30 protein-coding genes and 1 pseudogene are annotated in these 25,128 nt (G+C 35.5%); 28 read left to right on the forward strand and 3 right to left on the reverse strand.

From position 1 onward, the window contains the following. Positions 1 to 1,087 precede the first annotated feature (1,087 nt). From BZZ03_RS09095 to BZZ03_RS09215, 25 genes and pseudogenes are all read left to right on the forward strand, one after another. Positions 1,088 to 1,639: a hypothetical protein gene (locus tag BZZ03_RS09095; RefSeq protein ID WP_086583070.1), complete on the forward strand. Its 552-nt coding sequence runs from the start codon at positions 1,088 to 1,090 to the stop codon at positions 1,637 to 1,639. Next, on the forward strand, positions 1,632 to 2,051 hold the full coding sequence (locus tag BZZ03_RS09100; RefSeq protein ID WP_086583071.1) for a hypothetical protein: 420 nt from the start codon (positions 1,632 to 1,634) through the stop codon (positions 2,049 to 2,051). The genes BZZ03_RS09095 and BZZ03_RS09100 overlap by 8 nt, the downstream gene beginning before the upstream one ends. A 218-nt stretch (positions 2,052 to 2,269) precedes the next feature. Next, positions 2,270 to 4,444 carry a glycoside hydrolase domain-containing protein gene (locus tag BZZ03_RS09105; protein ID WP_086583072.1) on the forward strand — a complete coding sequence of 725 codons (2,175 nt, stop codon included), beginning with the start codon at positions 2,270 to 2,272 and terminating at the stop codon, positions 4,442 to 4,444. A 3-nt stretch (positions 4,445 to 4,447) separates the two neighbouring features. Next, positions 4,448 to 4,987 (forward strand): hypothetical protein, encoded by a 540-nt coding sequence (locus BZZ03_RS09110; protein WP_086583073.1) that lies wholly within the window; start codon positions 4,448 to 4,450, stop codon positions 4,985 to 4,987. A 19-nt stretch (positions 4,988 to 5,006) separates the two neighbouring features. Then, positions 5,007 to 5,534, forward strand: a complete 528-nt coding sequence (locus BZZ03_RS09115) for a hypothetical protein (RefSeq protein WP_086583074.1) — start codon at positions 5,007 to 5,009, stop codon at positions 5,532 to 5,534. A gap of 17 nt (positions 5,535 to 5,551) precedes the next feature. Next, a complete protein-coding gene (locus BZZ03_RS09120; protein ID WP_086583075.1) occupies positions 5,552 to 6,112 on the forward strand; it encodes a hypothetical protein in 561 nt (186 codons plus the stop codon). Continuing rightward, entirely contained in the window at positions 6,105 to 6,620 is a 516-nt protein-coding gene (locus tag BZZ03_RS09125) for a hypothetical protein (RefSeq protein ID WP_086583076.1), read from the forward strand. The genes BZZ03_RS09120 and BZZ03_RS09125 overlap by 8 nt, the downstream gene beginning before the upstream one ends. 750 nt (positions 6,621 to 7,370) lie before the next feature. Beyond that, positions 7,371 to 7,805, forward strand: coding sequence for a LytTR family DNA-binding domain-containing protein (locus tag BZZ03_RS09130; protein ID WP_086583077.1), 435 nt, complete (start codon positions 7,371 to 7,373; stop codon positions 7,803 to 7,805). Then, on the forward strand, positions 7,802 to 8,299 hold the full coding sequence (locus BZZ03_RS09135) for a DUF3021 family protein (protein WP_086583078.1): 498 nt from the start codon (positions 7,802 to 7,804) through the stop codon (positions 8,297 to 8,299). The genes BZZ03_RS09130 and BZZ03_RS09135 overlap by 4 nt, the downstream gene beginning before the upstream one ends. Further along, positions 8,296 to 8,973 (forward strand): hypothetical protein, encoded by a 678-nt coding sequence (locus BZZ03_RS09140; RefSeq protein ID WP_086583079.1) that lies wholly within the window; start codon positions 8,296 to 8,298, stop codon positions 8,971 to 8,973. The genes BZZ03_RS09135 and BZZ03_RS09140 overlap by 4 nt, the downstream gene beginning before the upstream one ends. Before the next feature lie 10 nt (positions 8,974 to 8,983). Then, positions 8,984 to 9,633: pseudogene (locus BZZ03_RS09145) on the forward strand (VaFE repeat-containing surface-anchored protein); the annotation flags it as partial. Between the two features lie 131 nt (positions 9,634 to 9,764). Then, complete coding sequence (locus BZZ03_RS09150) at positions 9,765 to 11,543, forward strand: bacterial Ig-like domain-containing protein (RefSeq protein ID WP_086583080.1); 1,779 nt, start codon at positions 9,765 to 9,767, stop codon at positions 11,541 to 11,543. Between the two features lie 157 nt (positions 11,544 to 11,700). Continuing rightward, positions 11,701 to 12,480, forward strand: coding sequence for a hypothetical protein (locus BZZ03_RS12295; protein WP_086583081.1), 780 nt, complete (start codon positions 11,701 to 11,703; stop codon positions 12,478 to 12,480). A gap of 9 nt (positions 12,481 to 12,489) precedes the next feature. Continuing rightward, positions 12,490 to 12,696, forward strand: coding sequence for a hypothetical protein (locus BZZ03_RS09160; protein ID WP_233128972.1), 207 nt, complete (start codon positions 12,490 to 12,492; stop codon positions 12,694 to 12,696). 54 nt (positions 12,697 to 12,750) lie between these two features. Further along, positions 12,751 to 12,969, forward strand: a complete 219-nt coding sequence (locus BZZ03_RS09165; protein WP_086583183.1) for a hypothetical protein — start codon at positions 12,751 to 12,753, stop codon at positions 12,967 to 12,969. A gap of 76 nt (positions 12,970 to 13,045) precedes the next feature. Then, positions 13,046 to 13,264 (forward strand): hypothetical protein, encoded by a 219-nt coding sequence (locus BZZ03_RS09170; RefSeq protein ID WP_014025255.1) that lies wholly within the window; start codon positions 13,046 to 13,048, stop codon positions 13,262 to 13,264. A 60-nt stretch (positions 13,265 to 13,324) separates the two neighbouring features. Beyond that, positions 13,325 to 14,524, forward strand: a complete 1,200-nt coding sequence (locus BZZ03_RS09175; protein ID WP_086583082.1) for a tyrosine-type recombinase/integrase — start codon at positions 13,325 to 13,327, stop codon at positions 14,522 to 14,524. A gap of 146 nt (positions 14,525 to 14,670) precedes the next feature. Continuing rightward, positions 14,671 to 15,273, forward strand: coding sequence for a thymidine kinase (locus BZZ03_RS09180; protein ID WP_019335300.1), 603 nt, complete (start codon positions 14,671 to 14,673; stop codon positions 15,271 to 15,273). Between the two features lie 17 nt (positions 15,274 to 15,290). Then, a complete protein-coding gene (prfA, locus tag BZZ03_RS09185) occupies positions 15,291 to 16,370 on the forward strand; it encodes a peptide chain release factor 1 (RefSeq protein ID WP_198943951.1) in 1,080 nt (359 codons plus the stop codon). After that, the gene (locus BZZ03_RS09190) at positions 16,370 to 16,906 is read left to right on the forward strand and encodes a hypothetical protein (protein WP_086583083.1); all 537 of its coding nucleotides are present in this window, start codon (positions 16,370 to 16,372) and stop codon (positions 16,904 to 16,906) included. Before prfA ends, BZZ03_RS09190 begins: the two co-directional genes overlap by 1 nt. Before the next feature lie 27 nt (positions 16,907 to 16,933). Continuing rightward, positions 16,934 to 17,746, forward strand: coding sequence for a peptide chain release factor N(5)-glutamine methyltransferase (gene prmC / locus BZZ03_RS09195; RefSeq protein ID WP_086583084.1), 813 nt, complete (start codon positions 16,934 to 16,936; stop codon positions 17,744 to 17,746). Then, positions 17,747 to 18,175, forward strand: a complete 429-nt coding sequence (locus BZZ03_RS09200) for a GNAT family N-acetyltransferase (RefSeq protein WP_086583085.1) — start codon at positions 17,747 to 17,749, stop codon at positions 18,173 to 18,175. It begins immediately after the preceding gene. A 1-nt stretch (position 18,176) separates the two neighbouring features. Beyond that, entirely contained in the window at positions 18,177 to 18,779 is a 603-nt protein-coding gene (locus BZZ03_RS09205; protein WP_019293401.1) for an L-threonylcarbamoyladenylate synthase, read from the forward strand. Between the two features lie 112 nt (positions 18,780 to 18,891). After that, on the forward strand, positions 18,892 to 20,133 hold the full coding sequence (gene glyA, locus BZZ03_RS09210; RefSeq protein WP_019293400.1) for a serine hydroxymethyltransferase: 1,242 nt from the start codon (positions 18,892 to 18,894) through the stop codon (positions 20,131 to 20,133). A 165-nt stretch (positions 20,134 to 20,298) separates the two neighbouring features. Beyond that, positions 20,299 to 20,910 (forward strand): lysozyme family protein, encoded by a 612-nt coding sequence (locus BZZ03_RS09215; RefSeq protein WP_061414669.1) that lies wholly within the window; start codon positions 20,299 to 20,301, stop codon positions 20,908 to 20,910. A gap of 44 nt (positions 20,911 to 20,954) precedes the next feature. Here BZZ03_RS09215 and BZZ03_RS09220 read toward each other — a convergent pair whose 3' ends face one another. Continuing rightward, a complete protein-coding gene (locus tag BZZ03_RS09220) occupies positions 20,955 to 21,230 on the reverse strand; it encodes an acylphosphatase (RefSeq protein ID WP_061414666.1) in 276 nt (91 codons plus the stop codon). A gap of 61 nt (positions 21,231 to 21,291) precedes the next feature. Here BZZ03_RS09220 and BZZ03_RS09225 point away from each other — a divergent pair, with 61 nt between their 5' ends. Continuing rightward, positions 21,292 to 22,020: a TrmH family RNA methyltransferase gene (locus tag BZZ03_RS09225; RefSeq protein ID WP_061414663.1), complete on the forward strand. Its 729-nt coding sequence runs from the start codon at positions 21,292 to 21,294 to the stop codon at positions 22,018 to 22,020. 28 nt (positions 22,021 to 22,048) lie between these two features. Here BZZ03_RS09225 and BZZ03_RS09230 read toward each other — a convergent pair whose 3' ends face one another. Then, positions 22,049 to 22,492 carry a flavodoxin gene (locus tag BZZ03_RS09230; RefSeq protein WP_019293396.1) on the reverse strand — a complete coding sequence of 148 codons (444 nt, stop codon included), beginning with the start codon at positions 22,490 to 22,492 and terminating at the stop codon, positions 22,049 to 22,051. 158 nt (positions 22,493 to 22,650) lie between these two features. Between BZZ03_RS09230 and BZZ03_RS09235 the strand changes: the two genes are divergently transcribed. Both BZZ03_RS09235 and BZZ03_RS09240 read left to right on the forward strand, forming a co-directional pair. Then, on the forward strand, positions 22,651 to 23,508 hold the full coding sequence (locus BZZ03_RS09235; protein WP_019293395.1) for a methionyl aminopeptidase: 858 nt from the start codon (positions 22,651 to 22,653) through the stop codon (positions 23,506 to 23,508). A 51-nt stretch (positions 23,509 to 23,559) separates the two neighbouring features. Beyond that, positions 23,560 to 24,462, forward strand: a complete 903-nt coding sequence (locus tag BZZ03_RS09240; protein WP_086583086.1) for a YihY/virulence factor BrkB family protein — start codon at positions 23,560 to 23,562, stop codon at positions 24,460 to 24,462. A 41-nt stretch (positions 24,463 to 24,503) separates the two neighbouring features. Here the strand turns inward: BZZ03_RS09240 and BZZ03_RS09245 are convergent, their stop codons facing one another. Continuing rightward, complete coding sequence (locus tag BZZ03_RS09245) at positions 24,504 to 24,959, reverse strand: GtrA family protein (protein WP_003134318.1); 456 nt, start codon at positions 24,957 to 24,959, stop codon at positions 24,504 to 24,506. Positions 24,960 to 25,128: the final 169 nt, after the last annotated feature.

Below are 25,128 nucleotides of genomic sequence, written 5' to 3' on the forward strand. Positions count from 1 at the left end.
TAAGTTGGCACAATTGTACCCAATGCGATAAGAACGGTATTCGTGTCCCTTTTTCTTCAAAAGGCACCAAGAAAAGCACCGAGATAGTGAGTAAACAGATATGAAGAAGCCTCTACAAAAGTGTAGGGGGCTTTTTTTATGTGACAAAGAAGAAGTAAGAAAAGACTTCTGATGACTAGGAAATGAAAGATAACTGAGTAAGAGCTTAAACAAAGACTTTACCAATAAAAAAATGCTTCAAGTCTAATCCGGCTTGAAGCATTTTGATGTAACTAATTAAATAGAAGTTAATATAATATGGTAGATTTTTAAGGGAGGGTAAATTTTTTTAGTCAATTATAGATTTTCTATCAATAATTTTTATTAATAGAAACATCAGAGTCCATCCTATTTACATTTATTGTGCAAAATAACTTCTTAGTAACTGAAATTGCACGTAGGACACGTACACTGTTGGCACACTCCATAAAAATGTAAAAATAGCTTTGTAAAATGAAAACTAATGTTCATATATAGAGCCGGAAGACAGGACTTAAATCTGCACAGCCAAGATAGGCTACAGGATCCTTACTTTTATGGAACGGTGTGAAATCGCATGAATAGTTTTGAAAAAATCAGTTTCTAACGAAGCATGTTAGGGGAAAAATTTGAATGTCTTTTGAAATTTTTTAACACTCGTCTTAAAAATATAAGAACACATCTGAGAACTACCGAGTGAAGATTTATAAGAATTTAAAAATTAACAGATTACGATAGAAGCACCTCAACTTAAGGTGGTTGAAATTTTTTTATTTTTTATATCATGCAAGTTCAATAGAGAATATTTTGTTAAAAAGATGAAAAATACATAATTTATATAACTTATGTTTTATAATTGTTATTTAATTACATTTACGTTGCATAAATATGAAATAAGTGTTATAATGCTTTTGAAAAAAGAATTCAAAAAATATTTATTGTAATAAAAAGGAAGGAGGGTTACTTACAATAAATAAAGTTAGCAAAAAGAATAGAAGTAAGAAAGCAGTTTTTTAATACAGCTATTTCAATGGCATAAAAGAAATGGTAAAAACAAGGAGAAAAGATAATGATAAAGAACAAAAGAGGAAGTTTAGCGCTTGTAATTTCAGTATTATCAATTTTAGCCATTCTATTGAATAGTAACCCAACATTTGCGAATGAAGTATCAGACTCAGTTGACGGTGTGAGTGTGAAATTGGTAGCGAAGAAAAAGCATAATATTAGAAAGAGCTTTGATCCATCTTCTCCGATATTAGATAATTTAGTAAGTTCACTGCAAAAAGGAGGAAGTCTACCGACAGCGAATTGGAATGTTAAAACACAAGGAGCTTATAACATGCAAGGAAGCTGGGGTGGAGGAAATTATCTCTATTCCAATTATAATGTAACAGGGCATACCTTTTATCCATATTATTTTTTTAATGAGGGTCTAAATGATATTCGGGTTAGCATCAAGAACTCTGCTAATGGAGCTACTTTACACAGTTTTGTTTTGGAAAGAGGATATTCTTATCAATATTTTTTAAATATGAACTCCTCAACCTCTCGCTTCTATTTTGAATTTTATAGTCAAGGCGACTTTGTATTTTCTGGATATGTGACTCATCAAGATGTATAGAAGAATTATAAAGATTTCAGTGGTATTAATTTCTGTTTTAGGATTAACACTTTTACTGTGGGTGAACTTTTTTAAAAATAATTCCATAAATAATGAGAGAGCATCTGTTGGCAAAAAAGAGTTAGTGATAGAGTACGTTTATGAAATAACGGAAAACCCGGAAATTAGACTTTTTAAAAAGGAAGAAATATCGAATATTGATTTTGATAATGGGGATTTGATTGTACATTTTCAAGACCTACAAGTAAATAGTGATATGATTACTTTTTCTTTAGATGGGAATAATGATGAAGCCTCATTAACAATATATAGACCTAGAAATGCAACTAATGCCGAAGCAATTGAATCTAAAAATATTCCAGCTTCCCAATTTTTAGATTTGAAAAAGCTTAGATTATATGTGGAAAAATAATAAATATACTTTTAGACCTAATTTTAACTATTAGGGAGTGGACAGTACAAAAATTATTGTAATTAATAAGTTTTTAGGAAGTGTGAATATCTATGAAGACTAGAGTATCTGGTAGAGAGAAAGTTGCAATTCAATATATTTTAAAAAAAGCAAGAATGAACAAGCCCCAAAGGACTCTTTTTGGGCTTGTTTTTAATTATTAGAAGAAGGAGAAAAATATGGCAGACGAACTTGTACTCGCAACACAACAATGGTTAAACAGAACCTATGGGCACATTCCTGACTTTAATCAAGCACCAGAAGATGGGAATACGGGATGGTCAACCATCTATAGCTTAATTGAGGGACTTCAAGTAGAGCTTGGCATCACAGCCTTGTCTCCAAACTTTGGCGATACAACGTATCGACTTTATGAACAACAAATTACACCGAATTGGAACAACCTACCGACCAATGTGGTCTATTTGATTCAAGGTGCCTTTTGGTGTAAGGGGATTAGTCCTGGAGGATTTGATGGTATTCAAACTTCAGCCTTAGATGCGGCAGTGAAGGTCTTACAAAGGGATGCAGGTTTTACCACACAGAATGGCGTATTGAGTGCAATGTGGGCGCGTGCTCTCTTTGACATGAGTGCTTTTGTTCTCGTTAGAGATCCTCGTGTGCGTGAAATGCAACAATATCTGAATGCCAATTACTATCAGTATACAGGCATATTACCTACAGACGGTATTTATCAGCGTGCAACAAACACGGCAATTATTTACGCACTTCAAAAAGAGGTTGGTCTTGATGTTGAAACAGCCAATGGTGTTTTTGGCCCTACAACACGCCAACTTTACGAACAAGCCTATAACTCAAATTGGAGCAGTGCTTTAAGTATGATTGTTCAGTTTGGCTTATACGCTAACATGTCTGAGTTCTGGGAAGTAGCGGGGCAACCTGCACCAGAGTTTACAGGTGTCTTAGATAGTGCTACAGCACAAGGACTCTCATTATTCCAAGATTTCTTACGTTTATCGCCAGTTGTAAAGGGAAGCCCAGACTTAAGAACGGCTTGGTCCTTAATGACTTCGAATGGGGATCCGAATCGTACATTTTGGGCAGTGGATACTTCAATCCAATTGACAGACCAGAACATTGCGGATTTAGTGGCCTTTGATGTTAACTATGTAGGGCGATATTTGACAGGGACTGTGGGAGTTGGAGAGAATGAACGGGATAAATTTTTATCACGTGAAGAAGCAGACGCTCTTTTGGCAGCTGGGTTGAATATTATTCCGATTTATCAAGACAATTATCCGATAAATACTTACTATACTTATTCTCAGGGACAAAGTGATGCAATGCGTGCATATTTTGCCGCAGCACGGTTAGGGATTCCAAATGGAAGTGTTATCTACTTTGCGGTAGATTTTGATGCCTTAGATACGGATATTGATGCATATGTTCGTCCTTATTTCTGGGGAATTCAGGATATATGGAAAAATGCCAACCTAGAATTTCAATATAAAATAGGAGTTTATGGTACACGAAATGTTTGTACTCGAATTTACAATGAAGCAGATGTTCAGTTCAGCTATGTCTCAAATATGTCAAGTGGTTGGTCAGGAAACCTAGGATTTTCTCAACCTTTGAATTGGGCGTTTGACCAATTCTATGAATCAAGTTATGCGAGTGTAGAAGCAATTGATTTTGTCAATGTCTCAGGTTTAGATGAGGGAGTTTCCTCACTTGTAGATGCAATGGAAGTGGAAGAAGATTACTGGCTTAATCAGTCTTCATGGAATATTAGAGGCTTAAATCCTCAACTTACATGGGATGGTCCTAGTGTTACTATCTATAACTCTGGTATTATTCGAATAGAAGCAAGTTTACACATAGAAAATCAAATTGATGCTAATTCAGAGTTTAGCTTTGATATCAGTAATGGGGAACTGAGTACAGATGCATCCAATGTTATTAATGATTTAATAGGTATACAAGCTGGGCCACAAGCAACAGCTAAAATTAATGAGTTTTCTGCAGGGATAAGTGCAGCGAATATGACTATATCTTATGTAACGGATGCCAATCGACAGAAAACTATTCGAGTGACTATTAATTTCCCCGAAGTTTCTAGTGAGAATGTAAAAGTGGGGGCGTGTGTACAATTTGATATTTTTATTGATTATGATTCAAATTCGGGAAATAATTTATTAAACGCAGCCTTTGTGAGACTTATAAATTGGATTACTATTCAAGCCAAGGCAAAAGTTACTGCTTTCGTAATTGTACTTGCAGGGGCAGGAGTAGTAGTTTTAGGGCCTGCAGCTACTGTCACAGCAGTAGCGGGGTCATTGTTAGCGCTTCTTGGGATTGTGGATCCAGGAAAGGATGAGGATGATGAGGAGTAGTAAATGCAGTTAGAGGAAAAATTTTCTAAAAAGGAAATTTCTATTGTAAAAAAAACTTTGAGAAAGCAGTGGCGTGAGGTGGAGAAAGCAAGAGTAAAATCACTAAAGCTGTTATTCGGCATAGGTTTTATTTGTACAATAGGACTTGCCTTGGTTTCTTCTTTTCTTTCGAACATTTTTGCGAGTTTGGATTATATTGAGTTGAGTTCTTTATCGGGACTTTATACCATTAGCGTTTTTGCGAGTGTATTCTGTGCTATATTATTTTTAATCTCTTTAATGTTTCCTTTAGAACTTGAGCGTTTACGGAAGAAAGAGACAACATTTATTTCTAGCTATGACGAAATTTTCTCGCCGAAGGTAAGATGGATTCTTGTTTTTGAAGATATTGCAGTAATTTTTTATATCAAGAATAACAAGCAGTGGAGCGTGGCAGGAGGAAAATTTTTCATCTTACGGAAAACAACAGATGAAAATGTTTTTTCAGAGATAAAGAATCATCCGTCCTGTCTAGCTTTTGATTATAGTGTGTTAACAAAATAACGTTGGAGCATGTTTAAAAATGAAGATTAAGTCAGAGATATCTAAAGAAGAATTGGAGAGACTTATCCCACAGCTAAAAAAAGTCTGCCGCAAAAAAGGCAAAAAAGAAATCATACATTCATGGCTTTGGCTTCTTTTTACAGTGCCATACTGTATTTGGTTTTTTCAATTTTTATTGCGAAATATCCATGACAGTCCTCTTTGGACTTTTCAATCTTGGCTATTCATTTTTCTCTTTATCATAAATTTGGTAGTGTTTTTTGTGGCTATAGCACTAGTTTACGGAATGCTCTTTTATCCTATATATTTGAAAAAAGTGCCAAAAGAAGACACAGTTTTTGAAATGGACTTGACAGAGGATTACAAGAAAACTATACGTCATGTTGTTCTTCTGGAAGATTATATTTTTATACAATCTCTTCATAAAATGCAAACAAGATATTTTATTTTGAGAAACGATGACCACTTGATATTCGATGAATTAAGACGAGAGCTTGTACCTCGAGGTAAATCAAAATTAAAGTATAAGTGTTTTGAGGACAAGTGATCTGATGAGGACAATGAATGATAAAAAGCAGTGTAGTTTCTGATCAAGAGTTTGAATTAATTCAAATTAGTTGTCAAGAGATGATCAAAGAAAAGGAAAAGAAGCTAGTTATCAAACAAAGGCTTGGACTTATCTGGGCAATTGTAGTACTAATTTCGAGTGCTTTTCTTTTCATAATAATTACATATGGAGTGATTACTGGAAGATTTAACTTAGGGGTATTAGTGGCATCTATAATACTTTTGATGTCTGGTTTTGTAATGACCTATCTATCTGTTTTTGCACTGAGGGAGGAAAGCTATACTAAGAAATACTTCTTAAAAAAATATTTAGTTAGTGCTATTGAGTATGATGAAAAATTTGTGAAAAATACAATATATACATGGGTTTTTGTTGATACTATTTGTGTTTTGTTTAAAGAAAATAAAAAAGTGAAACTCTTCATTTTAAAACAAGCAGATAATCCAGAATTTTATCAAAAAATGAAAGTGGATTATTCTAAAAAAAATCAAAGACCGAGTACTTTTCAGTATATACGATATTTGTATTTTGAGGACCAAGGAATAGAGGGTGATTAAATCTTATATATCTAAAGAAGAGTTGGAGAATATAATTCCCCAACTGAAACAACTTATTAAACAAAAAACAAAAGGAACAATTGTATACTCATGGTTTTGGATTCTTTGTGCAACTCCTCTTTTCATATGGATTTTACAAAGTTCATTTCATAGATTAATAGAATCAGGCTTTCAAGCAAAAGGAGAGATATTTGTTATCGTCTTAGCTATACTAGCACTTATAATTGATGTCGGGTTTACTATTTCTATGATTTGTTATCCGATATTCTTGAAAAATTTGCCAAAAGTAGATACTTTATTTGAAATGGAGTGGAATGATATTTACAAGAAAAGTATACGTCATGTGGTTGTTCTAGAAAATTATATCTTCATCCATAGCATTCATAAAATGAAAACAAGATACTTTATTCTGAGAAATGATGATACGTCTGTGTTTGATGAATTAAGACGAGAGCTTGTACCTCGAGGTAAATCAAAATTAAAGTATAAGTGTTTTGAGGACAAGTGACTAGAGCGTTAACTTTATAAAAATCAACTAAGAATTCATTTTATAGAGTTTAAGTATATACCTTTGGCTACAACTAAGCTTATGCTAATTTGGGTATTTTCGTTTTTAGGTTTGAAAAGCTCTCTCTGGATAAAACAAATAAAAAAAGAAGATTAGCACCTTATTTATTAAGGTTATACAGAACAAAAAAGGAGAAACTATTGAAAATCATACTGATTGTGCAGTATCTGCTTATGGGAATTGCTGGAGTTATTGCATTCTATCTAATTGAAAGAATCTTCTTGCTACCTTTTAGTATTATTTTTATTGCAGGCTTATACTTTATAACAAAAAATTATAAATTTGATTCTGAAAATTAGTATTGAACTGCAACCAGAAATTTCTCAGACTGATGGTGTCATATCGATGATTTATGATTCATATGTATCCAGCTTTGGAAAGTTTGTATCAAATTATGGGTTAGCACATTATGAAGGAAGAAGCGATTATGGCTTCTTTTTATTTTGAAAAAACTTCCAAAGTTGTGGGATGTTAAGGGCGCTTGCAATAAAAAATATGAATAAAATTTTTATTAATTTGACCTTGCATCCAATCTATAAATTTTTTGTCGGAGTTATCAATTATCCATATAAGATGCAAACTATCCAGATAATGTGTGTTTTGTCTCTCAAAAGAAGCCTTTTATCGGGAGCTTCTTCCATTATCGAAAAAAATTTGTAATAATAAGTAATATGAATTAAGGAGTGGCCGATGGAAATAAACATCACGATTAATGAAAAACAAGAGGAGCGGGTTGATATTCTGATACATAAAATGACTCCAGAAATTCAAAAAATTATCTCTCAATTACAAAAATTTGATTATAAATTAGTTGGAATGTTGGAAGAGAAGAGATATCCAATAGTTTTAGATGAAATAATAAGTATTTATGCCTCAAATAAAAAAGTTTATTGCTTGATAGAAAACGGGCGCGAGTTTTTTGTAGGACAGACGATTAAGACTTTATCAGAAGATTTACCTAATAATTTTGTCCAAATTTCAAATGGTGAAATAATTAATGGCGAAAAAATTTCTCATTTTGAATTAACATATGGAGGTAAAATCAAAATATGGTTTAAAGGTGGTAGATTTTCAATGTCGAGCCGCAGCTATTATAAAGTGATAAAGGAGTATTTAGGGCTATGAAAAAAAATAAAATTGACCATCTTAAAGATATTGGCCTTGCAATGAGTATTAGTCTTTCTCTAGGAATTATTTTAAATGTGTTGTATTTTAATTTACGGGGAAGATATTGGTTTGTCTTTATGAATCCCTTAAAAAAAGTCAGTTACGAAACAGTTGATAACGCAACATTTTCTACCATCGTTTATCTCTTAATTGGAGTATTTGTTTGGTCGATTATTTGGCTGTATAATACAGATAGATTCGGATTTACACTTCCAAATCTCTTTCATTTCTTACTTTCATTTGCCGGGTTTTTCTTGCTCTATTTATTTTCTTATGTACCACTGGGACTTCCACTAAAGATAGCTGTAATATATTTTAAGACGTCATTTATCCCGTGGGATATAGTAAAACCGATAATGTGGATTATTTCCAGTTATTTAATCATATGGGGAATATTTTGGCTTGTACAGTATGTGCAGGTGAGAAAAATGAATACGGAGTTTAATAAATGAAAAAAGTAGTGATTGGCTTGAGTGCAATAGTCATGGGATGTCTTTTGTTATTCGCGACATTTTTCTTGCCTCAGAGAAATCCATTTGAAAAGCATCCCCCTGAAACATCTCCAGCAAAGACAGAAGAAACAGATGTTTCTGAAAGAAATTTTACGATATCTGATGTTTTACGTGGATATTCAACACTAGAAGAATTTAAAAAACAAATAAACGAGCAAGGCTATATGGATAATGCTTATCTTGTTGCGTTGGATAATAAAGGAGAGCCTGGTGGCTGGCTGGTTTCGTCTTCTGGAAAAAATGATCAGTTAATGGGGGGAGAAGCTAAAAATGGAGTGATTGTGGATCCCGTTTATGCGAATGATCCTCGTGGAGCCACAGTAGCCGATATTAAAAAGTTTCTAGCGGAAAGAGATGAACAATTTGCGGAAGGGAAATTAGTTCCAAATATCCATAATAACCGAACAATATTCTTTATGGTTAATACTTACAAAACTAGAGAAGCTTTTGAAGAATGGTATAAAAATGAAAAAATTACTCCAGAAACTAAAATTTTGCAGACACTATACTATGGAGTAGTTATAGATCAAACTGAAATTCAAGGAACTTTTTATGATTTAAGTACAGATTCAAATGCGGCAACAGTCCGTCAGATTCTAGATGCTTTTTCATAAACTTAGGAGGAAATGCCAAAACAAAGACTACACCGTCACTGAACTTGTTACAGATGAAGAAGGAAATAAAGTAGTTGAAGAAAACAACTACAAAGATAATCCTTCCCAATCTCTCAAAGTAGACGAAGCAAATGGTCACACAGAAGTACAGGATAAGGAAATTACACCTGAAACAACAACTGTGACTGACAAATACTTCTATGAAGGCTTGGTTAAAGGCGATACGTACACCGTTAAAATCACACAAGCTTATGACCATAACTTGAAAAAAGTGATTGATGTAGACGGTAGTCTGACCTTCAAAGCTGAAGATACTTCAGGTACTGTGGAAGTTCCTGTCAAAGTAGATGCGAAGAAATATGTAGGGCATAAGATTACCTTCTATGAGGACGCATGGCATGGTGAGAAACCAAATGAAGAAGAGCCACCACTGATCTCTCACCATAACAAAGATGATGAAAAGGAAACATTTACAGTGAAAAAACCTGAAACACCTAAAAAAGAAACACCAAAAACTCCTGACGCTCCAAGAGTATTCTCCCATCAACAGGTGAAGAAAAAGCTGTTTGGAGCTTAGTAGGTATTGGCGCAATCCTTGTAGCATTTGCAGTAGCTCGTCGGGAAAAAATCAAAAATATTTTCAATAAAAATAAAAAGTAGTCTCAAATAATAGTTAGCTTCTTAGATTCTTTCGGAAATTATTTACAATGAAGAAAAACGCACCCGAATAAGTGTTTGGTAAGTTACATTTTGTGTCTATTTATTTAGGGTATCTTTATTACAATGGGAGTATGAAGAATAAAACACCCAAAATGATTAAATACAGATTAAGAACAGCTTCGCAATGGCTACTTGTTGGATTACTTACCACTTCAACTACCTTACCGGGTATTTCTACAATAGTTACCGCATCAACGGAAGAACCTAATGTTTCTCAAGCTATTGATACTGATACTAATGAAGAAATTGAAGAAGCAGAACAAATTGGTAGTACTAAGAATCTAGAGCCCTCAGATACTTCGGAAGAAACTGATGGAGAAGGAAAAGAAACAACTGCAGATTCTGTCCAAATAACTCCACAAGAATCTGCAGCATTTGAAAAAGATATTAGATATAATACGAAATCAGGAAATGATATTGCATCAGGAACATTCGGAACTTCGGATTGGTATATTACAGCTAGCAATGAATTACATATTGGAAGTGGGACGTTTACAAATGAAATATCTCCGAATGCTTCTCCTTGGATTGAATATAAGGATGAAATAAAAAAAGTAATTTTTGATGGTCCTGTTTATGTAACAGGGGACTCTGCATTATTTAGGATGATGGAGAATATTGAAGCCGTTGAAAATATAGAACTTTTAGATACTAGCGGATGTACGGTTCTTCAAGGAATGTTTCAGAAGACTAAGATTTCAAATTTGAATTTATCTAATTTGAAGACTGATAATGTAACATCTTTTTCTTCTACATTTTGTGACATGCCTAATATCACCTCATTAGATTTATCTGGAATGAATACGAGTAATTTGACATCATTATTTGTTACTTTTTCAGGCTCTTCAAAACTTGAAGAGTTAAATTTAAGCAGCTGGGATACAAGCAATGTTACATCTTGGACGTACGCTTTTCGTGGTACAACTTTGAAAAAAATTACTCTAGGAAGTAAGACGATATTAAATCCGCAAGTTGCGTTGCCTGAAGTAGATGTGTCGTCAGGTCAATATAATGGTCGATGGATAGGTCTTAACTCAGGAAACTACTATAGTTCAAGTACTGATTTTATGACTAATTATGACGGCAGTGTTCCTGATACATACATATGGGATCAGACGGCTTTGGAAGCTTTTGATTCAACTATTTATATCGGTGATGAGTGGAAACCGCAAGATAATATTGATATTGCTATAGGTAGAGAAGGAAATCCATTAAATATCAAAGATATTGAAATAATTGGTAATGTGGATACAAGTAAAGAGGGAAAATATGAAGTTATATATAAACGTGATGGTATAGAGACAAAAGCTGAAATTGAAGTGATTAAAGCTAAAGAAGATTTATCGCATATTACTGTACATGATTCAGACCTAAAAGTTGGAGATAACTGGACACCAGAAGATAACTTTGATGAAGCTACAGATTTTGAAGGAAAAGTCGAAAAGTTCTCAGACATTATTGTGGAAGGAAGTGTAGATACTAAAAAGGCCGGAGCTTATGAAGTAACCTATACAATTCCAAAAGAGCATTGGAGTAAGTCCTCTTCAGTAGAAGGAGTTCACTCAGCTACTGCAAAAATCGTTGTGTCTAAAGAAGATAAAGAAACTGATGGATCGGGATCTGAATCTAACAATTCAGGAAATAATACAGGAAGTTCTGATAAAGATAGTTCACTTGATAATGGTGTACTGTTGACAAATGTACAAAATAATCAAGAACAAATTAAACAAAAGAATCAGATTTTACCCCAAACTGGGGAACACTTCTCAGCAATTGCATTTATGGCAGGACTATCTTTACTTGTATTAGGGTCATTGTTTGCAGTGCTTCGTTTCAAAAAGAATAAATAATCATAATAAAAGAGGGAAAAGTACCTCTTTTTATTTTATAAAGAAAAAAAAGAGTATAAAATATGAAAAATTTGGGAAGTTGTTTTATTTTAAAATATTGACCGTAAGAATCGGTGAAGTGGTGGGTTGGTGGAGTAAAAAAATATGGAAGTAACATTTGAAAATTTATGAATTGGCAAGAGAATTGGGCGTGGATAGAGAAGCGCTCCTTTTTTTTGCTCAAAATCAAAAAATTGAAGTCAAAAGTATCGCTGCAGAGTTAACATCTGAAGAAAAAGATTTGCTATTTTTGGCTTTTGATGAAGCAGGAGGAAAATTAGAGTCTGTGATACCTGAAGATCTGATAACAACTGGTGCGACAGGTAAAGAAGAAGGGGCAGGGAAACAAAGTGTTTTTAAGGGATTTTTCTCTGGTTTAAAAAAATATGAGAAAAAAACTAAAGAACCTGAAATTCCTAAAACTAAAACAGTAAAGGAAGGTAAGGCACTGCGTATTTACCGTCTCGTTGTTATCCTGATTATTGGTTTATTTGTAGGATTGGGTTATTCCGCTTACAATGCCAATGTTCAAGTTACTGATTTGACACAAAAAGTTAACGAAACTACTCAAACCTTAGTTGAAAATCAAAAAACCTTATCAAAGGAAGAATGGGGGAAATTAGAACAAAACATATACGATTATCAAAGTAAAGACAACAGGGCAATATCTGTTATGTCAGAGTTTGTGAGTTTCTTAGTGAGTTTAGATCAAAGATATAGTCAACGTTTGGAAGTCTTTTTGAATTTCTTAGATAACTGTGTGCGTTATGTGAGAGGTTATGCGGAGGATCTAGAAAAAAACGGTCTTTCAATAAATGTTACATTAGATAGGGCTAGACAGTTAGGGTCTATGCATTGGATTAATGGAAAATCTTATCAACTGAAATTGGAGGTTTAAAGAGAGACTATGAAACAACTTACGGAAGAAAATAAAAATGTACTCAATAATATTGCTTATTCTATCACTCGTTTGGGCGGACAATTTGAAGATTCATATGAATTTTTGACACGAGGTAAGGGGCATTTAATAAATTGGTTCGTCAAGTATAAGAAATTCTTGGCGAGGAGATTGTTTTTGACTTTACTGGTCATGGTTTTTGTGAAGAGAGTTTAGATAATGCATCTTCTGCAATTTGGAGAATTATTGACCGATGAAATTGGAGGGGCAATGATTGTTTACAGATTAAGAGGAAATAGATTTGTGAGCTTGTACTGTTCAGATGTACCTGAGAGGTCTGTTTATCCTGAATATGATTATGTGTCTTTTTCATTAGATAGAAACTTTAATTATATAGGAGGGGTGATAGCCTACTGTAAAAATGAAATAGTAGAGAAATTTATTATCAAAAGAGATAAGGAGAGGAAAGTTGTAAGACAAGAATTGTAAGTAGCTAAAATAAAATCGGTGAATATGAAGGGGGGGAGAAATCTCGCCCTTGTTTTTTTGTATATAGGAGGGAAGAATGAGTAGAACAGGAATAACCGTGGATAATAAGATGATTGATGCTGAAGGTATTTCAAACTTTTATTCTATAGAGGTTTCGACCGCTAGAAATAAAATTTGCGAAATGAAAAAAGACAAACGATTTATGCAAGGGGATTATTTTAGAATGAGCGGACGTGTATGGTTTCCAGCATTTGATGAATTTTTAAAAATAAAAGACGAGGAAAAATACAGATAAAAATGATATAATAAGTATGATTTTTATTCTGCACTTTTCCCAAAAGAAAAGGTAGGAAATATGAAAGTTGAAGATATAAAAATAGGAAGTTTATGGTCAGAATCTCGGAAAAACAAGTTCCTCTGGCGTATGAGATACTTTAATATAGTTACAAAATCTGAGGATAAAGTTTCTGTAACTTTGACATCTAATTCAAATCAAGCTAAAACAAAAGCTAGAAAAATATTGTTAACAAAGGCTAAGCGAAAAATTGAACAAAGTGAATTAAATATATTAAATTCGAGTTTAAATATTAATTCATTAACTTTTTCTTCTGTGGCTAATTTATGGTTAAATGACTGTAGCAGAAGGCTAAAGCCGTCAACCTTAAATAATAGGCGAAAACAAATAAAACGTTTTGCTGATGAATTTGGAGAGCAGGAAATGTCACAATTTACAACTTTCCAAATTCAGGTATTTTTTAATAGTTTGAATTTAAAATCAGGTACAGTAAAAGGTTATTTTTTAACTTGTAAATCTATTTTTGATTTTGCAAAGAGAATGGAGATTATTTCTAAAGATCCTACATTGAATGTGAAATTAAGTCTTTCCAAAAAAACTTTGGAAGATATAAAAAAGCAGAATCGAAAACTGTTTACAGTGGAAGATTTAGCTAAGGTCTTAAATAGGATGAGAAGTTCTGAGAATCCTCGCACGTACTTTATAGCTCTAACTATTGAATTTCTGTTTTTAACTGGTTTAAGATACTGTGAATTAGCTGCGTTAAAAGAAGAAAATTATGACCGCACAAAACGTATAATTAAAGTGGAAACTAACTTAGATTATACTAAGGGTGTGACAAAACATACTCATACCACGACTAAAACATTATCTTCTTATAGGGAAGTTGATCTCAATGATAGAGCGATCGAAATTATCGAAGAGTATCTCAAAGCTAATCATGACAATACTTATGTAGGTTATAAAAATCATGGATACATTTTTTGTACTCGTTCAGGTCAGCCATATAATATTGGTCATCTAAATCGAGCTTTTAAGTATTATGGAAAAGAAACGGGGCTAGATAAGCAATTCTCTTGCCATTGTATGCGCCACTCTCATATTTCATTATTAGCAGAAATGGGAATAAACCAAAAAGTGGTGATGCAAAGAGTTGGTCACGCAACATCCACTATTACTAATAATATATATACTCATGTCACACCTAATATGTCTAAAGAATTAAACCAAAAAATGAATAGAATTAACAAAATTTCTTAAGCAAATTTGGTGGGCAAAAAAGTGGGCAGAAATGAATGAAAAATAGTGATAATTAATGATATTATTATCGAAAATAAAATAATAATGTCACTGGAAAATGCTATTAAATAGGGCTTTTAAGCCATTTTTATAAAGGGGAAAGAAAATTGGCACAATTGTACTTCAAATACGGCAGTATGAATTCAGGCAAAAGTATCGAAATCTTGAAAGTTGCTCATAATTATGAAGAACAGGGAAAACCTGTTTTGATTATGACTTCTAGTTTAGATACACGTGCCGGTGTTGGTATAGTCGCCAGTCGTATTGGTATGAGTAGCGAAGCTGTAGCGATTGACGAGACCATGAATGTCTATGAATATATCGAAAGCTTGCCAATAAGGCCTTTTTGTGTGTTGATTGATGAAGCTCAATTTCTTAATAAACAAAATATTTATGATTTGGCACGTGTGGTTGATGATTTAAATGTCCCTGTGATGGCTTTTGGCTTAAAAAATGATTTCAGAAATGAACTTTTTGAAGGCTCAAAATACTTATTGCTTCTGGCTGATAAAATCGAAGAAATTAAAACGATTTGCTGGTATTGCAGTAAAAAAGCAACGATGGTTTTACGCATGGTTGAAGGCGAACCTGTCTATGAAGGCGAGCAACTTCAGATTGGTGGTAATGAGAGTTACATTCCAGTGTGCCGTAAGCACTATTTTCACCCTTTGAAAAAGATGGATAGTAATCGTATAAAAGAAGAGATATAAAAAAGAAGTAAGGAAAAATAAAAATGTTTGATCAACTTGAAACGATGGTAGGACGATACGAGGAGCTGGGCGAATTACTCAGTGATCCACAGGTTGTCAATGATACAAAGCGCTTTATGGAACTTTCACGTGAAGAAGCGAATCTGCGAGATACTGTAGCTACTTATAATGAATATAAAAAAGTGCTTGAAACTATTTCTGACAGTGAAGAAATGCTTGGTGAAGGTGGCCTTGATGAGGACATGAAAGAAATGCTCAAAGAGGAGCTTTCAGAAGCAAAAGCAGCTAAAGAAGAACTGGAAGAAAAGATTAAAATTCTCTTGCTTCCTAAAGACCCAAATGATGATAAAAATATCATCTTAGAAATTCGCGGCGCAGCAGGTGGTGATGAAGCAGCTCTTTTCGCTGGCGATTTGCTAAATATGTACCAACATTATGCAGAGTCACAAGGTTGGAAATTTGAAATCATGGAAGCCAGTGTGACAAGCATTGGGGGTTATAAAGAAGTTTCAGCTCTTGTTTCGGGAACTTCTGTTTACAGCAAACTAAAATATGAATCTGGCGCTCACCGCGTCCAGCGCGTGCCATCAACAGAAACACAAGGTCGTGTACATACTTCAACAGCAACAGTTCTTGTCATGCCTGAAGTTGAAGAATTCGAGATGAAAATTGAGCAAAAAGATCTCCGTGTTGATATCTACCATGCCTCAGGTGCTGGTGGACAGAATGTCAACAAAGTTGCGACAGCTGTACGTATGGTTCACTTACCTACAGGTATCAAAGTTGAAATGCAAGAAGAACGTACACAACAAAAAAACCGTGATAAAGCCATCAAATTGCTTAATACGAAAGTATTTGACTACTATCAACAAATCGAGTTGGATAAGCAAAATGCCGAACGTAAGTCCACTGTCGGAACAGGTGATCGCTCAGAACGTATCCGTACTTACAATTTCCCCCAAAACCGTGTGACAGATCACCGTATCGGACTAACTTTACAAAAATTGGATACCATCCTTTCAGGTAAAATGGATGAAGTCATTGATGCACTTGTGGTTTATGATCAAACGGAAAAATTGGCGGAGCTTAACAAGTAATGACCAAATTTCAATTTGAAGGATTTAATATTCGGCTGCGCGCAGAAGAGCAAAGATGTATGGAAACGGCAAAGAGAGTGAAGGACATTGAGACAAAAGTCCTTATCTTTGAAGTTAGTAACCAAGAAACGCACTTTGATTTGCTCTATTGCCAAGCAATTAACCAAGATTATTGGATCACCATTGAAAATGTTGAGAGTCCTTCAAAGCATCTTCAGAGATTGGATAGACGTGTACGGATGAGCATTGACTTTTATAAGGACAATGCTTATTGTCGTCTTTGGCAAGAGCTCAAAGAAGGAGACAATTGGAGCAAACGTAAAAAGGTTCTTTCTCTTACAGAATTTGGCGAATACAGCAGTCAATCAGTGACGGAAATTATGAAAAGCTTTGATGCACTGGCTCTAGGAAGATTGGAAAATATTGTCAATGAGAAAAATAGGACACGGAATGAAAATGGTGTCCTTTTTGCAAAAGATAATCTGAAAATCCCCATCATCATTTATTTATTGGGGCGTGTTTTCCCTCTCCTTTAAAATGAGAGGAAAGTGAGGAAAGAAAAAATGTTATGGATTGAGGCTGTGCACCAATTATCCCAAGGTTTGGAAGAGCCTTTTGCTCTGGAATTCGTCTGGAGAAATTTACACGAGATTACAAAATTACAGTGGTTAAATTTACAAAGAGAAACGATTTCAGATACGGATTTAGCTGCACTTACATCTGTCGCGCAACGTTTAAAAAATAATGAACCGCCACAATATATTGTGGGATGGGCTGAATTCTGTGATTTAAAACTTGCTGTGGATGAGCGTGTTCTGATTCCACGTCCAGAAACAGAAGAGCTGGTGCAGATGATTCTCGCTGAAAATGAGCAAGATAAACGCGCGGTTTTAGATATTGGTACAGGATCGGGTGCTATTGCTCTAGCGCTCGCTCAGAAAAGAAAACAGTGGGATATTACTGCATCTGATCTTTCAGAAAAAGCACTTGAACTTGCTCAATTGAACGCAAAAACACATCAACTTTCTCTTAATTTCATTCTCTCTGATGTCTTTGAAAATATCCCAGGTCAGTACGATATTATTGTGTCCAATCCTCCCTATATTGCCTTTGATGAAACATATGAAATGGATCAATCCGTCATTCGCTTTGAACCGGATAGTGCACTCTTTGCTGAAAAGCAAGGGCTGGCAATTTATCAGAAAATTGCTGAAGCAGCTCACCAATTTTTAAAGCCACAAGGAAGAATATATTTAGAAATTGGATATAAACAAGGTCAAGCAGTGAAAGACTTGTTTGAGAAGGCTTTTCCTGCTAAAAAAGTATGTGTGCACCGTGATATTTTTGAAAAAGATCGTATGATAAGTGTGACATAGATGGAAATAAAACGTATAGAAGTAAAGAAAGAGAGCTATCTCCCTTTACTTCTTTTAGCTGATGATCACGAGCATATTATGAGCTATCTTGCAAAAGGTGAACTTTTTGTGCTGATGGATCAGTCCGAAGTCAGGGCAGTATGTGTAGTTAGCCCGACTCTCGAAATTGAAAATCTAGCTGTAGCTACAGAAGCACAAGGACAAGGCTATGGGAGAGCACTTTTAGATTACCTTTTTAAAAAGTACAAAGGCCAAGGCGTTATGACCGTTGGAACCGACGAGGAATCTGGAAATGTTCTTTTCTATGAAGCTTGTGGTTTTACATACACCCATAAGATAAAAAATTATTTTATTGACCATTATAGTTTTCCGATTTACGAAGATGGAAAACGACTTAAAGATAAATGCTACTTAAGAAAGGAGCTATAAAATGACAGTTGAAAAAGCAATAGCAGCTTTAAAAGCAGGAGAATTGGCAGTACTACCGACAGAAACAGTTTACGGCATTTTTGCGGATGCAACCAACGAAGCAGCGGTGCAAAAACTTTATGCTGTAAAAGGACGTCCTGTTGAAAAAGCGTTGAATATGAACGTAGCAGATTACGACACAATTTTAAAATTTTCAGTACATCAACCTGCTTACCTTGAAAAACTCGTGAAAACTTTTCTACCTGGACCCTTGACAATTATCTTAGAAGCAAGTCCGGAAGTTCCCGAGTGGATACATGTGGGGAAAACTACTGTTGGATTCCGAATGCCTTCAATTCCAGCCACACAAGAAGTAATTAAAGCTTTAGGGGTTTTAGTTGGTCCATCTGCTAATCTTACGGGCTCACCAAGTCCACGTTTCTATGAGGATTTAACATCTGCTATCCTTGATAAAGCAGCTGTTGCACTTCAAGATGACAGTATTTATGGTTTAGATACAACGATTTTGGATCTCTCTGGTGAAAAGCCCAAAATTTTACGTCAAGGGGCAATTACAGCGCAAGAACTTCTTGATGCGGTTCCAGAATTATCTGAAATTGTCTGAACAAATAATTTGGTTCGGCACTTTGCTTTAGATATAATGGAAGATGTACAAAAGCTACCCACGCAATCAAAAAAACTTGAGGTAAGCATCGTATAAGGCAAAGGAGACATACATGGAAATTTATAATTTTGAAGCGTTTGATCCAGAACTTTGGGCTGCTATTCATGCCGAAGAAGTTCGACAACAAGAAACAATTGAGTTAATTGCCTCAGAAAATATCGTATCCCCAGCGGTACGTGCAGCTCAGGGATCTGTCTTAACAAATAAATACGCAGAAGGTTATCCGGAAAAGCGTTATTACGGCGGGACAGAAGCTGTAGATGTGGTGGAAAACTTGGCCATCGAGCGCGCCAAAGAACTCTTCCATGCAGACTTTGCTAATGTGCAGCCACATTCTGGCTCACAAGCCAATGCAGCAGCTTACATGGCACTGATTGAGCCCGGAGATACTGTACTAGGTATGGACTTGAATTCTGGTGGTCATTTGACTCATGGTTCTCAAGTCAACTTCTCAGGCAAGATGTATAATTTTGTTTCTTACGGTCTTAATCCAGAAACAGAGTTGCTTGATTTTGACGAAATTGCAGAACAAGCTGAAAAGCATCGCCCAGCACTTATTGTTGCTGGAGCATCAGCTTATTCGCGTATTATTGATTTTTCAAAATTCCGTGAGATTGCAGACCGTGTTGGTGCAAAATTGATGGTAGACATGGCTCATATTGCTGGTCTTGTGGCTACAGGTCACCATCCAAGTCCTTTCCCTTATGCAGATGTAGTAACTTCTACAACACATAAAACATTACGTGGTCCACGTGGTGGTCTCATTTTGACAAATGATGCGGAGCTAGCTAAAAAAATCAACAGCGCTATCTTCCCAGGTTTACAAGGCGGTCCTTTAGAGCATGTCATTGCTGCTAAAGCAGTTGCTTTTAAAGAAGCCTTGTCACCAGATTTTTCAATCTATATTGATCAAGTAGTGAAAAATACAGCAGCTATGGCTGATGAATTTAGCAGAGCCGGTTTACACGTTATCTCAGATGGTACAGACAACCATCTATTCCTCGTCAAAGTAACAGAGCTTGGCATTAACGGTAAAGAAGCACAAAATCTCCTTGATACTGTTAACATCACCCTCAATAAAAACTCTGTTCCTGGTGAGGAGCTTAGTCCTTTTAAAACAAGTGGTGTGCGTATAGGTGCAGCGGCAATCACTAGCCGCGGTATGAAAGAAGAAGAAAGTCGTAAGATTGCACAAGCAATTATTAAAGCATTATCAAATAAAGATGATGAATTTGCCCTTCAAGAGGTTCGCCAATTTGCATTAGATTTGACAAAAGGGTTTCCTTTAGTCTAGAATATAAGTACGACTTTTTTAACAAAATTTCCACCACCGAATAAAAATGAACAGTGATAAGTAAATAAAGGTGGAAATGCTAGAGAAGTTTTTAACATGAGATGGCATATAATAACAACTGGAATTGAGACATGAGCCGTCGAAAAAATGATTAGGAATAGATAAATGTTGAAAATTTTGAAGCTATTCATCAAGCTTGCGCTACTGGCAGCAGTGGTCGGAGCAGGTTTTTACGTGCACAGAACTTATAGAAACGTAAAAAATGTGATGCAATATGAAAAATCGGTTGATGCAACCTTGAAAGCTCAAGGCTTAGAGGGCGATACAAAGCTTGCATTGGCTATTATTTATACAGAGACAAAAGGAAATGCTGCGGATGTTATGCAGTCAAGCGAGAGTTTGAATGGCAATCAAAATAGTATTTCAGATGAAGATAAAAGTATTGCGCAAGGTGTTTCCAATCTTTGTAAAGTTTTAGAGTACGCTGAAGATAAAAAAGTTGATATTTGGACAGGAGTTCAAGCATATAACTTTGGTCAAGCATATATAGATTATGTTGCGAAAAACGGTGGAAAAAATAATTTAGAACTGGCTGAAAAGTATTCACGTACAGTTGTAGCACCTAGCTTGGGAAACACCACGAGTGCAACCTATTACCATGTAACGGTCGATTCTTTAATGAATAGCGGAGGGAAACTCTACGTTAACGGGGGAAATATGTACTATGCCAATGAAGTCAAATGGCATTTGATGCTTCTTAATCTTTTTAACTGGTAAAACAAAAAAAGGCCTGTTTAAGACAGTCTTTTTTTGGTTGTTCATTAATATTTAATATCAAAATTTTTAAAGTCCGGGAATTCGTCTGGATAGGTTTCGAGTTTTGTGACTGAAGCAAAAGGAGTGGGGCCTTTCCGAAGTTTATCTTCGAAGTCTGACAAAGCTTTCTGACTATCAGACTGGACATAAAGCCCCACAGTGCCATCAGAATTATTCCATACGCGCCCTTTGAGTTTGAGTTGCCGTGCGATTTGGACTGTACCATAACGGAAACCAACACCTTGTACCTGTCCGTGAGCAATCATTTTAACCTTATACATACTTACACCTCCTTATAGGAAAATAAAAATCTTCATGTATTCTATGTTATAATTATAGCAAATGGAAATTATTACAGCAAAAGACAATAAAAAAATAAAAGAAGCACGTAAGCTGCTGACAAAGAAAAAATATCGCAAAAATTCTTATCTTATTGAGGGCTTTCATTTGCTAGAAGAAGCTGTCAATTCGGGAGCGAAAATTTTACAAATCTTTGTCGAAGAAAACAAATATCACCAAGTTGCACATCTGGAAGAAGTTATCGCAGTGAGTTCAGAAGTTCTTAAAAGCCTATCGGATGCTGGAACACCGCAAGGTGTTGTCGCTGAGGTAGCTTTCGAAGAAGTGAAAGTTGAGTTGAAGAACGGTAAGTACTTAGTACTTGAAAATGTCCAAGATCCTGGCAATGTCGGGACGATGATTCGGACAGCTGATGCTGCAGGATTTTCAGCAGTACTTTGTCTCGGAGATACGGCAGATATTTATGCTCCAAAAGTGATGCGAAGTATGCAAGGGAGTAACTTTCACATTCCTATTTTGTCTGTGGCAGATTTTACGGAATTGCAAAAAGCGCACATTCCTCTTTATGTTACCACTTTATCTAACCAGTCCATCAGTCATAAAGAACTTGTAGCTGAAAAGGATTTTGCCTTAGTTATGGGGAATGAAGGCGCAGGTGTCTCTGCTCAGGCAGTCGCGGTGGCCGATCAGCTTGTCCATATAGAGATGCCTGGACGTGCAGAGTCTTTGAATGTCGCCGTTGCGGCGGGAATTTTGATGTTTAGTCTATAAAAAAACTGCTCAAGAGCAGTTTTTTCTTTTATTGAACTTTGGACGCTAATGTTTCCGCAAAAGCCTCAAGATTTGTAATATCTTCATCTTCAGCATTCAAGTCAACTTTGACAGATTCTGCCCCTTTTTCAGCTCCAGTAAGTGCAAATTGTTCCTCAAACATGTCGACACAAATACAGAAATCATCATAGAAAGTATCCCCTGAACCACAGACACCGAAAGTTTTTCCAGAAAGATCAACATCTTGCAAGTCTTCATAGAAATCAACGATTTCATCTGGCAATTCACCATCACCATAAGTATAAGTGGCAACGATACAAAGATCCGCATCTTCGAATTCGTCAGCATCAACTGAAGTACATTCGTCCAAATCTACATCAAGACCTAAATCTTCCAATTTATCAGCGACAATTTCCGCGATTTCTTGCGTATTGCCGGTCATACTTGCATAAACTACTTTTGCTAAAGCCATTTTTTGCTCCCTTGTGAAATTTATATAACAAAATTATATCAAGAAATTCCAGAAAAATCAGCTCCTGTGCATTTTTCGGGGCTTTCTACCACAGTATTTTTATGATAAAATAGGATTATCATTGCGATTAAAGAAATATTTAGAAGAAGGTAAAAATAGTGATTACATTAAAATCTCAACGTGAAATAGATCAAATGGATCGTGCCGGCTCTTTGTTGGCAAGTATCCACATCGGTTTGCGTGATTTGATAAAACCAGGTATCGACATGTGGGAAATCGAAGAGTATGTACGAAAAGTATGTAAAGAAAATAATACTCTTCCTCTCCAAATCGGTGTAGATGGTTCAATTATGGATTATCCTTATGCCACATGCTGTTCATTGAACGATGAGGTTGCGCATAGTTTCCCTCGTCACATGAAATTAAAAGATGGCGACCTTATCAAAGTAGACATGGTTTTGGGCATGGTTGAAGATGGTTCTGTCGATGTTTCAAAACTTGATTTTGATAATGTTCCTGAGATGAAGAAATATACCGAAGGTTTCAGCGGAGCTATTGCAGATAGCTGCTGGGCTTATGCTGTAGGCACACCATCAGAAGAAGTTAAAAATCTTATGGATGTGACACGTGAGTGTCTCTATCTTGGAATCGAACAAGCTGTCGTTGGTAACCGTATCGGGGACATTGGAGCAGCTATTCAAGAACATGCAGAAAGTCGTGGTTATGGCGTAGTTCGTGACCTTGTCGGACATGGTATGGGCCCAACCTTCCACGAAGATCCACTTGTGCCTCATTACGGAAAAGCTGGACGTGGTTTACGTTTGCGTGAGGGTATGGTTTTGACCGTTGAACCAATGATTTCGACAGGAACTTGGGAAATTGATACGGATATGGAAACAGGCTGGATGCATAAGACATTGGATGGTGGTTTATCATGTCAATATGAACATCAGTTTGTCATTACCAAAGATGGCCCAGTAATTTTGACAAGCCAAGGAGAAGAAGGCACTTACTAATAAGTTTCTCCTATTTATTAAGACGTAAAAATGAAAGGAGGAGAAGACCAGATGAAAGCTCTTTTTCAACGTGTGTCGTCTTGGCAAACTTTGAAGGACTTTATGAACTTTTATAAAAGTTCAGAGATGTCCTTATCAAGTATTGCTGTGGCTTATTACTTGCTTTTATCCATTTTCCCGCTACTTTTGATTTTTGCCAACATTCTCCCCTTCTTAAATCTTGATATTGATATGATTTTGGATGTGCTTCATGATCAGATTCCGGAGCAGATTTATGATATGAGTGTTGGATTTATCCGAAATGTCTTGGAAAATCCCAATACAGGATTACTTTCGATTTCCGTTTTGGCTGGCTTCTGGACATTTTCCCGTGCACTTGCGACCTTACAGATGGCTATGAATAAAGCTTATGAGGTTTCAGAACATCGAGACTTCATTCTCAGCCGAATTATTGGTTTAGTTGTTGGCTTGGGGCTCATGGTTATGCTCTCTTTAACTATTTTAATTTCAACATTTGGTCAGGTGATTTTGACCTATGTGCATGAGAACCTCTTTGCCTTTGATGATCGACTGTACCGGACTTTGCAAACAGCTACCTTACCAGTTGTCATCATTGTGGTGCTTATTTCTTTGATTTTACTGTACTTTGTCTTACCCAATGTCAAAATACATAAACTCCGCTATATTATGCCGGGGACCATTTTCTCTACCTTGGTCCTTGTGGCACTGCCTCATTTTTTTGGGGCCTATTTAAGTCGAGCTTTAGGGCAAATGCGTGACTTTAAACTGGTTGGTTCCTTGCTTATTTTTGGTTTAATGATTTGGTTTATTTTTATTGCTAAAGTTATTATCATCGGAGCAGTATTCAATGCTACTTATCAGAAAAAGTCCTTTGGTCAAATCGAAACCCGACGTGGTGAGATTGTTGCATTTATTAAAGAAATTAGAAAATAAAAAAAACGCTCTGTTTTGGCAGACGTTTTTTTATTATGCATTTATACTTTCGCTTTTTTACGGAAAACAATAAATTTAGAATAGAAGTAGTTCAAGACAATATTCAATACTTGGATTGCCAGTGAAAGGGCAAGAACGACTACTGGTTTTTTCAAGTGCAAGAGATCCATCAAAATTTCTGGATGACTATCAATAAACCACCACTTCAGAACGATGGCCAAAAGCATGAAGAATAAACGTCCGGCAGCAAAGTTAAGGAAATCACGGAAAATGTGCGTAGATTTATGCTTGAAAACCCAAATTTTATTGGTAAAGAAAGCGAAGATAATACTAACAATTTGTCCGATAGCCTCTGAAATCGCCCCAGCGTTTATTCCAGGGTGATTAAGCAGGTAAAAGCTTGACTGCATAAAGACGTAATAGACAAGGGTCGTCAAGACACCGAAGACGAGATAAGTGAAAGCTTCAGTCTTAGCAAAGTTTTTAATTTTTTCCATAGCACCTCATTTTACCAAATTTGTAGTTTTTTTGCTAGATGATATAGGAGAATAAGATTCAGTTGCCTTAGATTTTTAAGGCTTTAATCTTATTAACTTTTAGTTTATCTCCGTTTGTGGTAAAAGACCAGCGTTGCTTGAAGGCATCACGTGTTATATCGTTCCCTTT

Origin of the sequence: Lactococcus petauri (genome assembly GCF_002154895.1) — a bacterium.
Lineage (GTDB): Bacteria > Bacillota > Bacilli > Lactobacillales > Streptococcaceae > Lactococcus > Lactococcus petauri.

Bases quoted from the DNA above. Each gene is read 5' to 3' on its own strand.
- BZZ03_RS09220 (WP_061414666.1), bottom strand. From the start codon at position 21,230: ATGTATAAGGTTAAAATGATTGCTCACGGACAGGTACAAGGTGTTGGT.
- BZZ03_RS09230 (WP_019293396.1), bottom strand. From the start codon at position 22,492: ATGGCTTTAGCAAAAGTAGTTTATGCAAGTATGACCGGCAATACGCAA.
- BZZ03_RS09100 (WP_086583071.1), top strand. From the start codon at position 1,632: ATGTATAGAAGAATTATAAAGATTTCAGTGGTATTAATTTCTGTTTTA.
- BZZ03_RS09115 (WP_086583074.1), top strand. From the start codon at position 5,007: ATGAAGATTAAGTCAGAGATATCTAAAGAAGAATTGGAGAGACTTATC.
- BZZ03_RS09225 (WP_061414663.1), top strand. From the start codon at position 21,292: ATGGAAATTATTACAGCAAAAGACAATAAAAAAATAAAAGAAGCACGT.
- BZZ03_RS09245 (WP_003134318.1), bottom strand. From the start codon at position 24,959: ATGGAAAAAATTAAAAACTTTGCTAAGACTGAAGCTTTCACTTATCTC.
- BZZ03_RS09140 (WP_086583079.1), top strand. From the start codon at position 8,296: ATGAAAAAAGTAGTGATTGGCTTGAGTGCAATAGTCATGGGATGTCTT.
- BZZ03_RS09215 (WP_061414669.1), top strand. From the start codon at position 20,299: ATGTTGAAAATTTTGAAGCTATTCATCAAGCTTGCGCTACTGGCAGCA.
- BZZ03_RS09135 (WP_086583078.1), top strand. From the start codon at position 7,802: ATGAAAAAAAATAAAATTGACCATCTTAAAGATATTGGCCTTGCAATG.
- BZZ03_RS09120 (WP_086583075.1), top strand. From the start codon at position 5,552: ATGATAAAAAGCAGTGTAGTTTCTGATCAAGAGTTTGAATTAATTCAA.
- prmC (WP_086583084.1), top strand. From the start codon at position 16,934: ATGTTATGGATTGAGGCTGTGCACCAATTATCCCAAGGTTTGGAAGAG.
- BZZ03_RS09170 (WP_014025255.1), top strand. From the start codon at position 13,046: ATGAGTAGAACAGGAATAACCGTGGATAATAAGATGATTGATGCTGAA.
- BZZ03_RS09205 (WP_019293401.1), top strand. From the start codon at position 18,177: ATGACAGTTGAAAAAGCAATAGCAGCTTTAAAAGCAGGAGAATTGGCA.
- BZZ03_RS09110 (WP_086583073.1), top strand. From the start codon at position 4,448: ATGCAGTTAGAGGAAAAATTTTCTAAAAAGGAAATTTCTATTGTAAAA.
- BZZ03_RS09160 (WP_233128972.1), top strand. From the start codon at position 12,490: ATGAAACAACTTACGGAAGAAAATAAAAATGTACTCAATAATATTGCT.
- BZZ03_RS09190 (WP_086583083.1), top strand. From the start codon at position 16,370: ATGACCAAATTTCAATTTGAAGGATTTAATATTCGGCTGCGCGCAGAA.
- BZZ03_RS09200 (WP_086583085.1), top strand. From the start codon at position 17,747: ATGGAAATAAAACGTATAGAAGTAAAGAAAGAGAGCTATCTCCCTTTA.
- BZZ03_RS09240 (WP_086583086.1), top strand. From the start codon at position 23,560: ATGAAAGCTCTTTTTCAACGTGTGTCGTCTTGGCAAACTTTGAAGGAC.
- BZZ03_RS09130 (WP_086583077.1), top strand. From the start codon at position 7,371: ATGGAAATAAACATCACGATTAATGAAAAACAAGAGGAGCGGGTTGAT.
- BZZ03_RS09150 (WP_086583080.1), top strand. From the start codon at position 9,765: ATGAAGAATAAAACACCCAAAATGATTAAATACAGATTAAGAACAGCT.
- glyA (WP_019293400.1), top strand. From the start codon at position 18,892: ATGGAAATTTATAATTTTGAAGCGTTTGATCCAGAACTTTGGGCTGCT.
- BZZ03_RS09165 (WP_086583183.1), top strand. From the start codon at position 12,751: ATGATTGTTTACAGATTAAGAGGAAATAGATTTGTGAGCTTGTACTGT.
- BZZ03_RS09175 (WP_086583082.1), top strand. From the start codon at position 13,325: ATGAAAGTTGAAGATATAAAAATAGGAAGTTTATGGTCAGAATCTCGG.
- BZZ03_RS09105 (WP_086583072.1), top strand. From the start codon at position 2,270: ATGGCAGACGAACTTGTACTCGCAACACAACAATGGTTAAACAGAACC.
- BZZ03_RS09095 (WP_086583070.1), top strand. From the start codon at position 1,088: ATGATAAAGAACAAAAGAGGAAGTTTAGCGCTTGTAATTTCAGTATTA.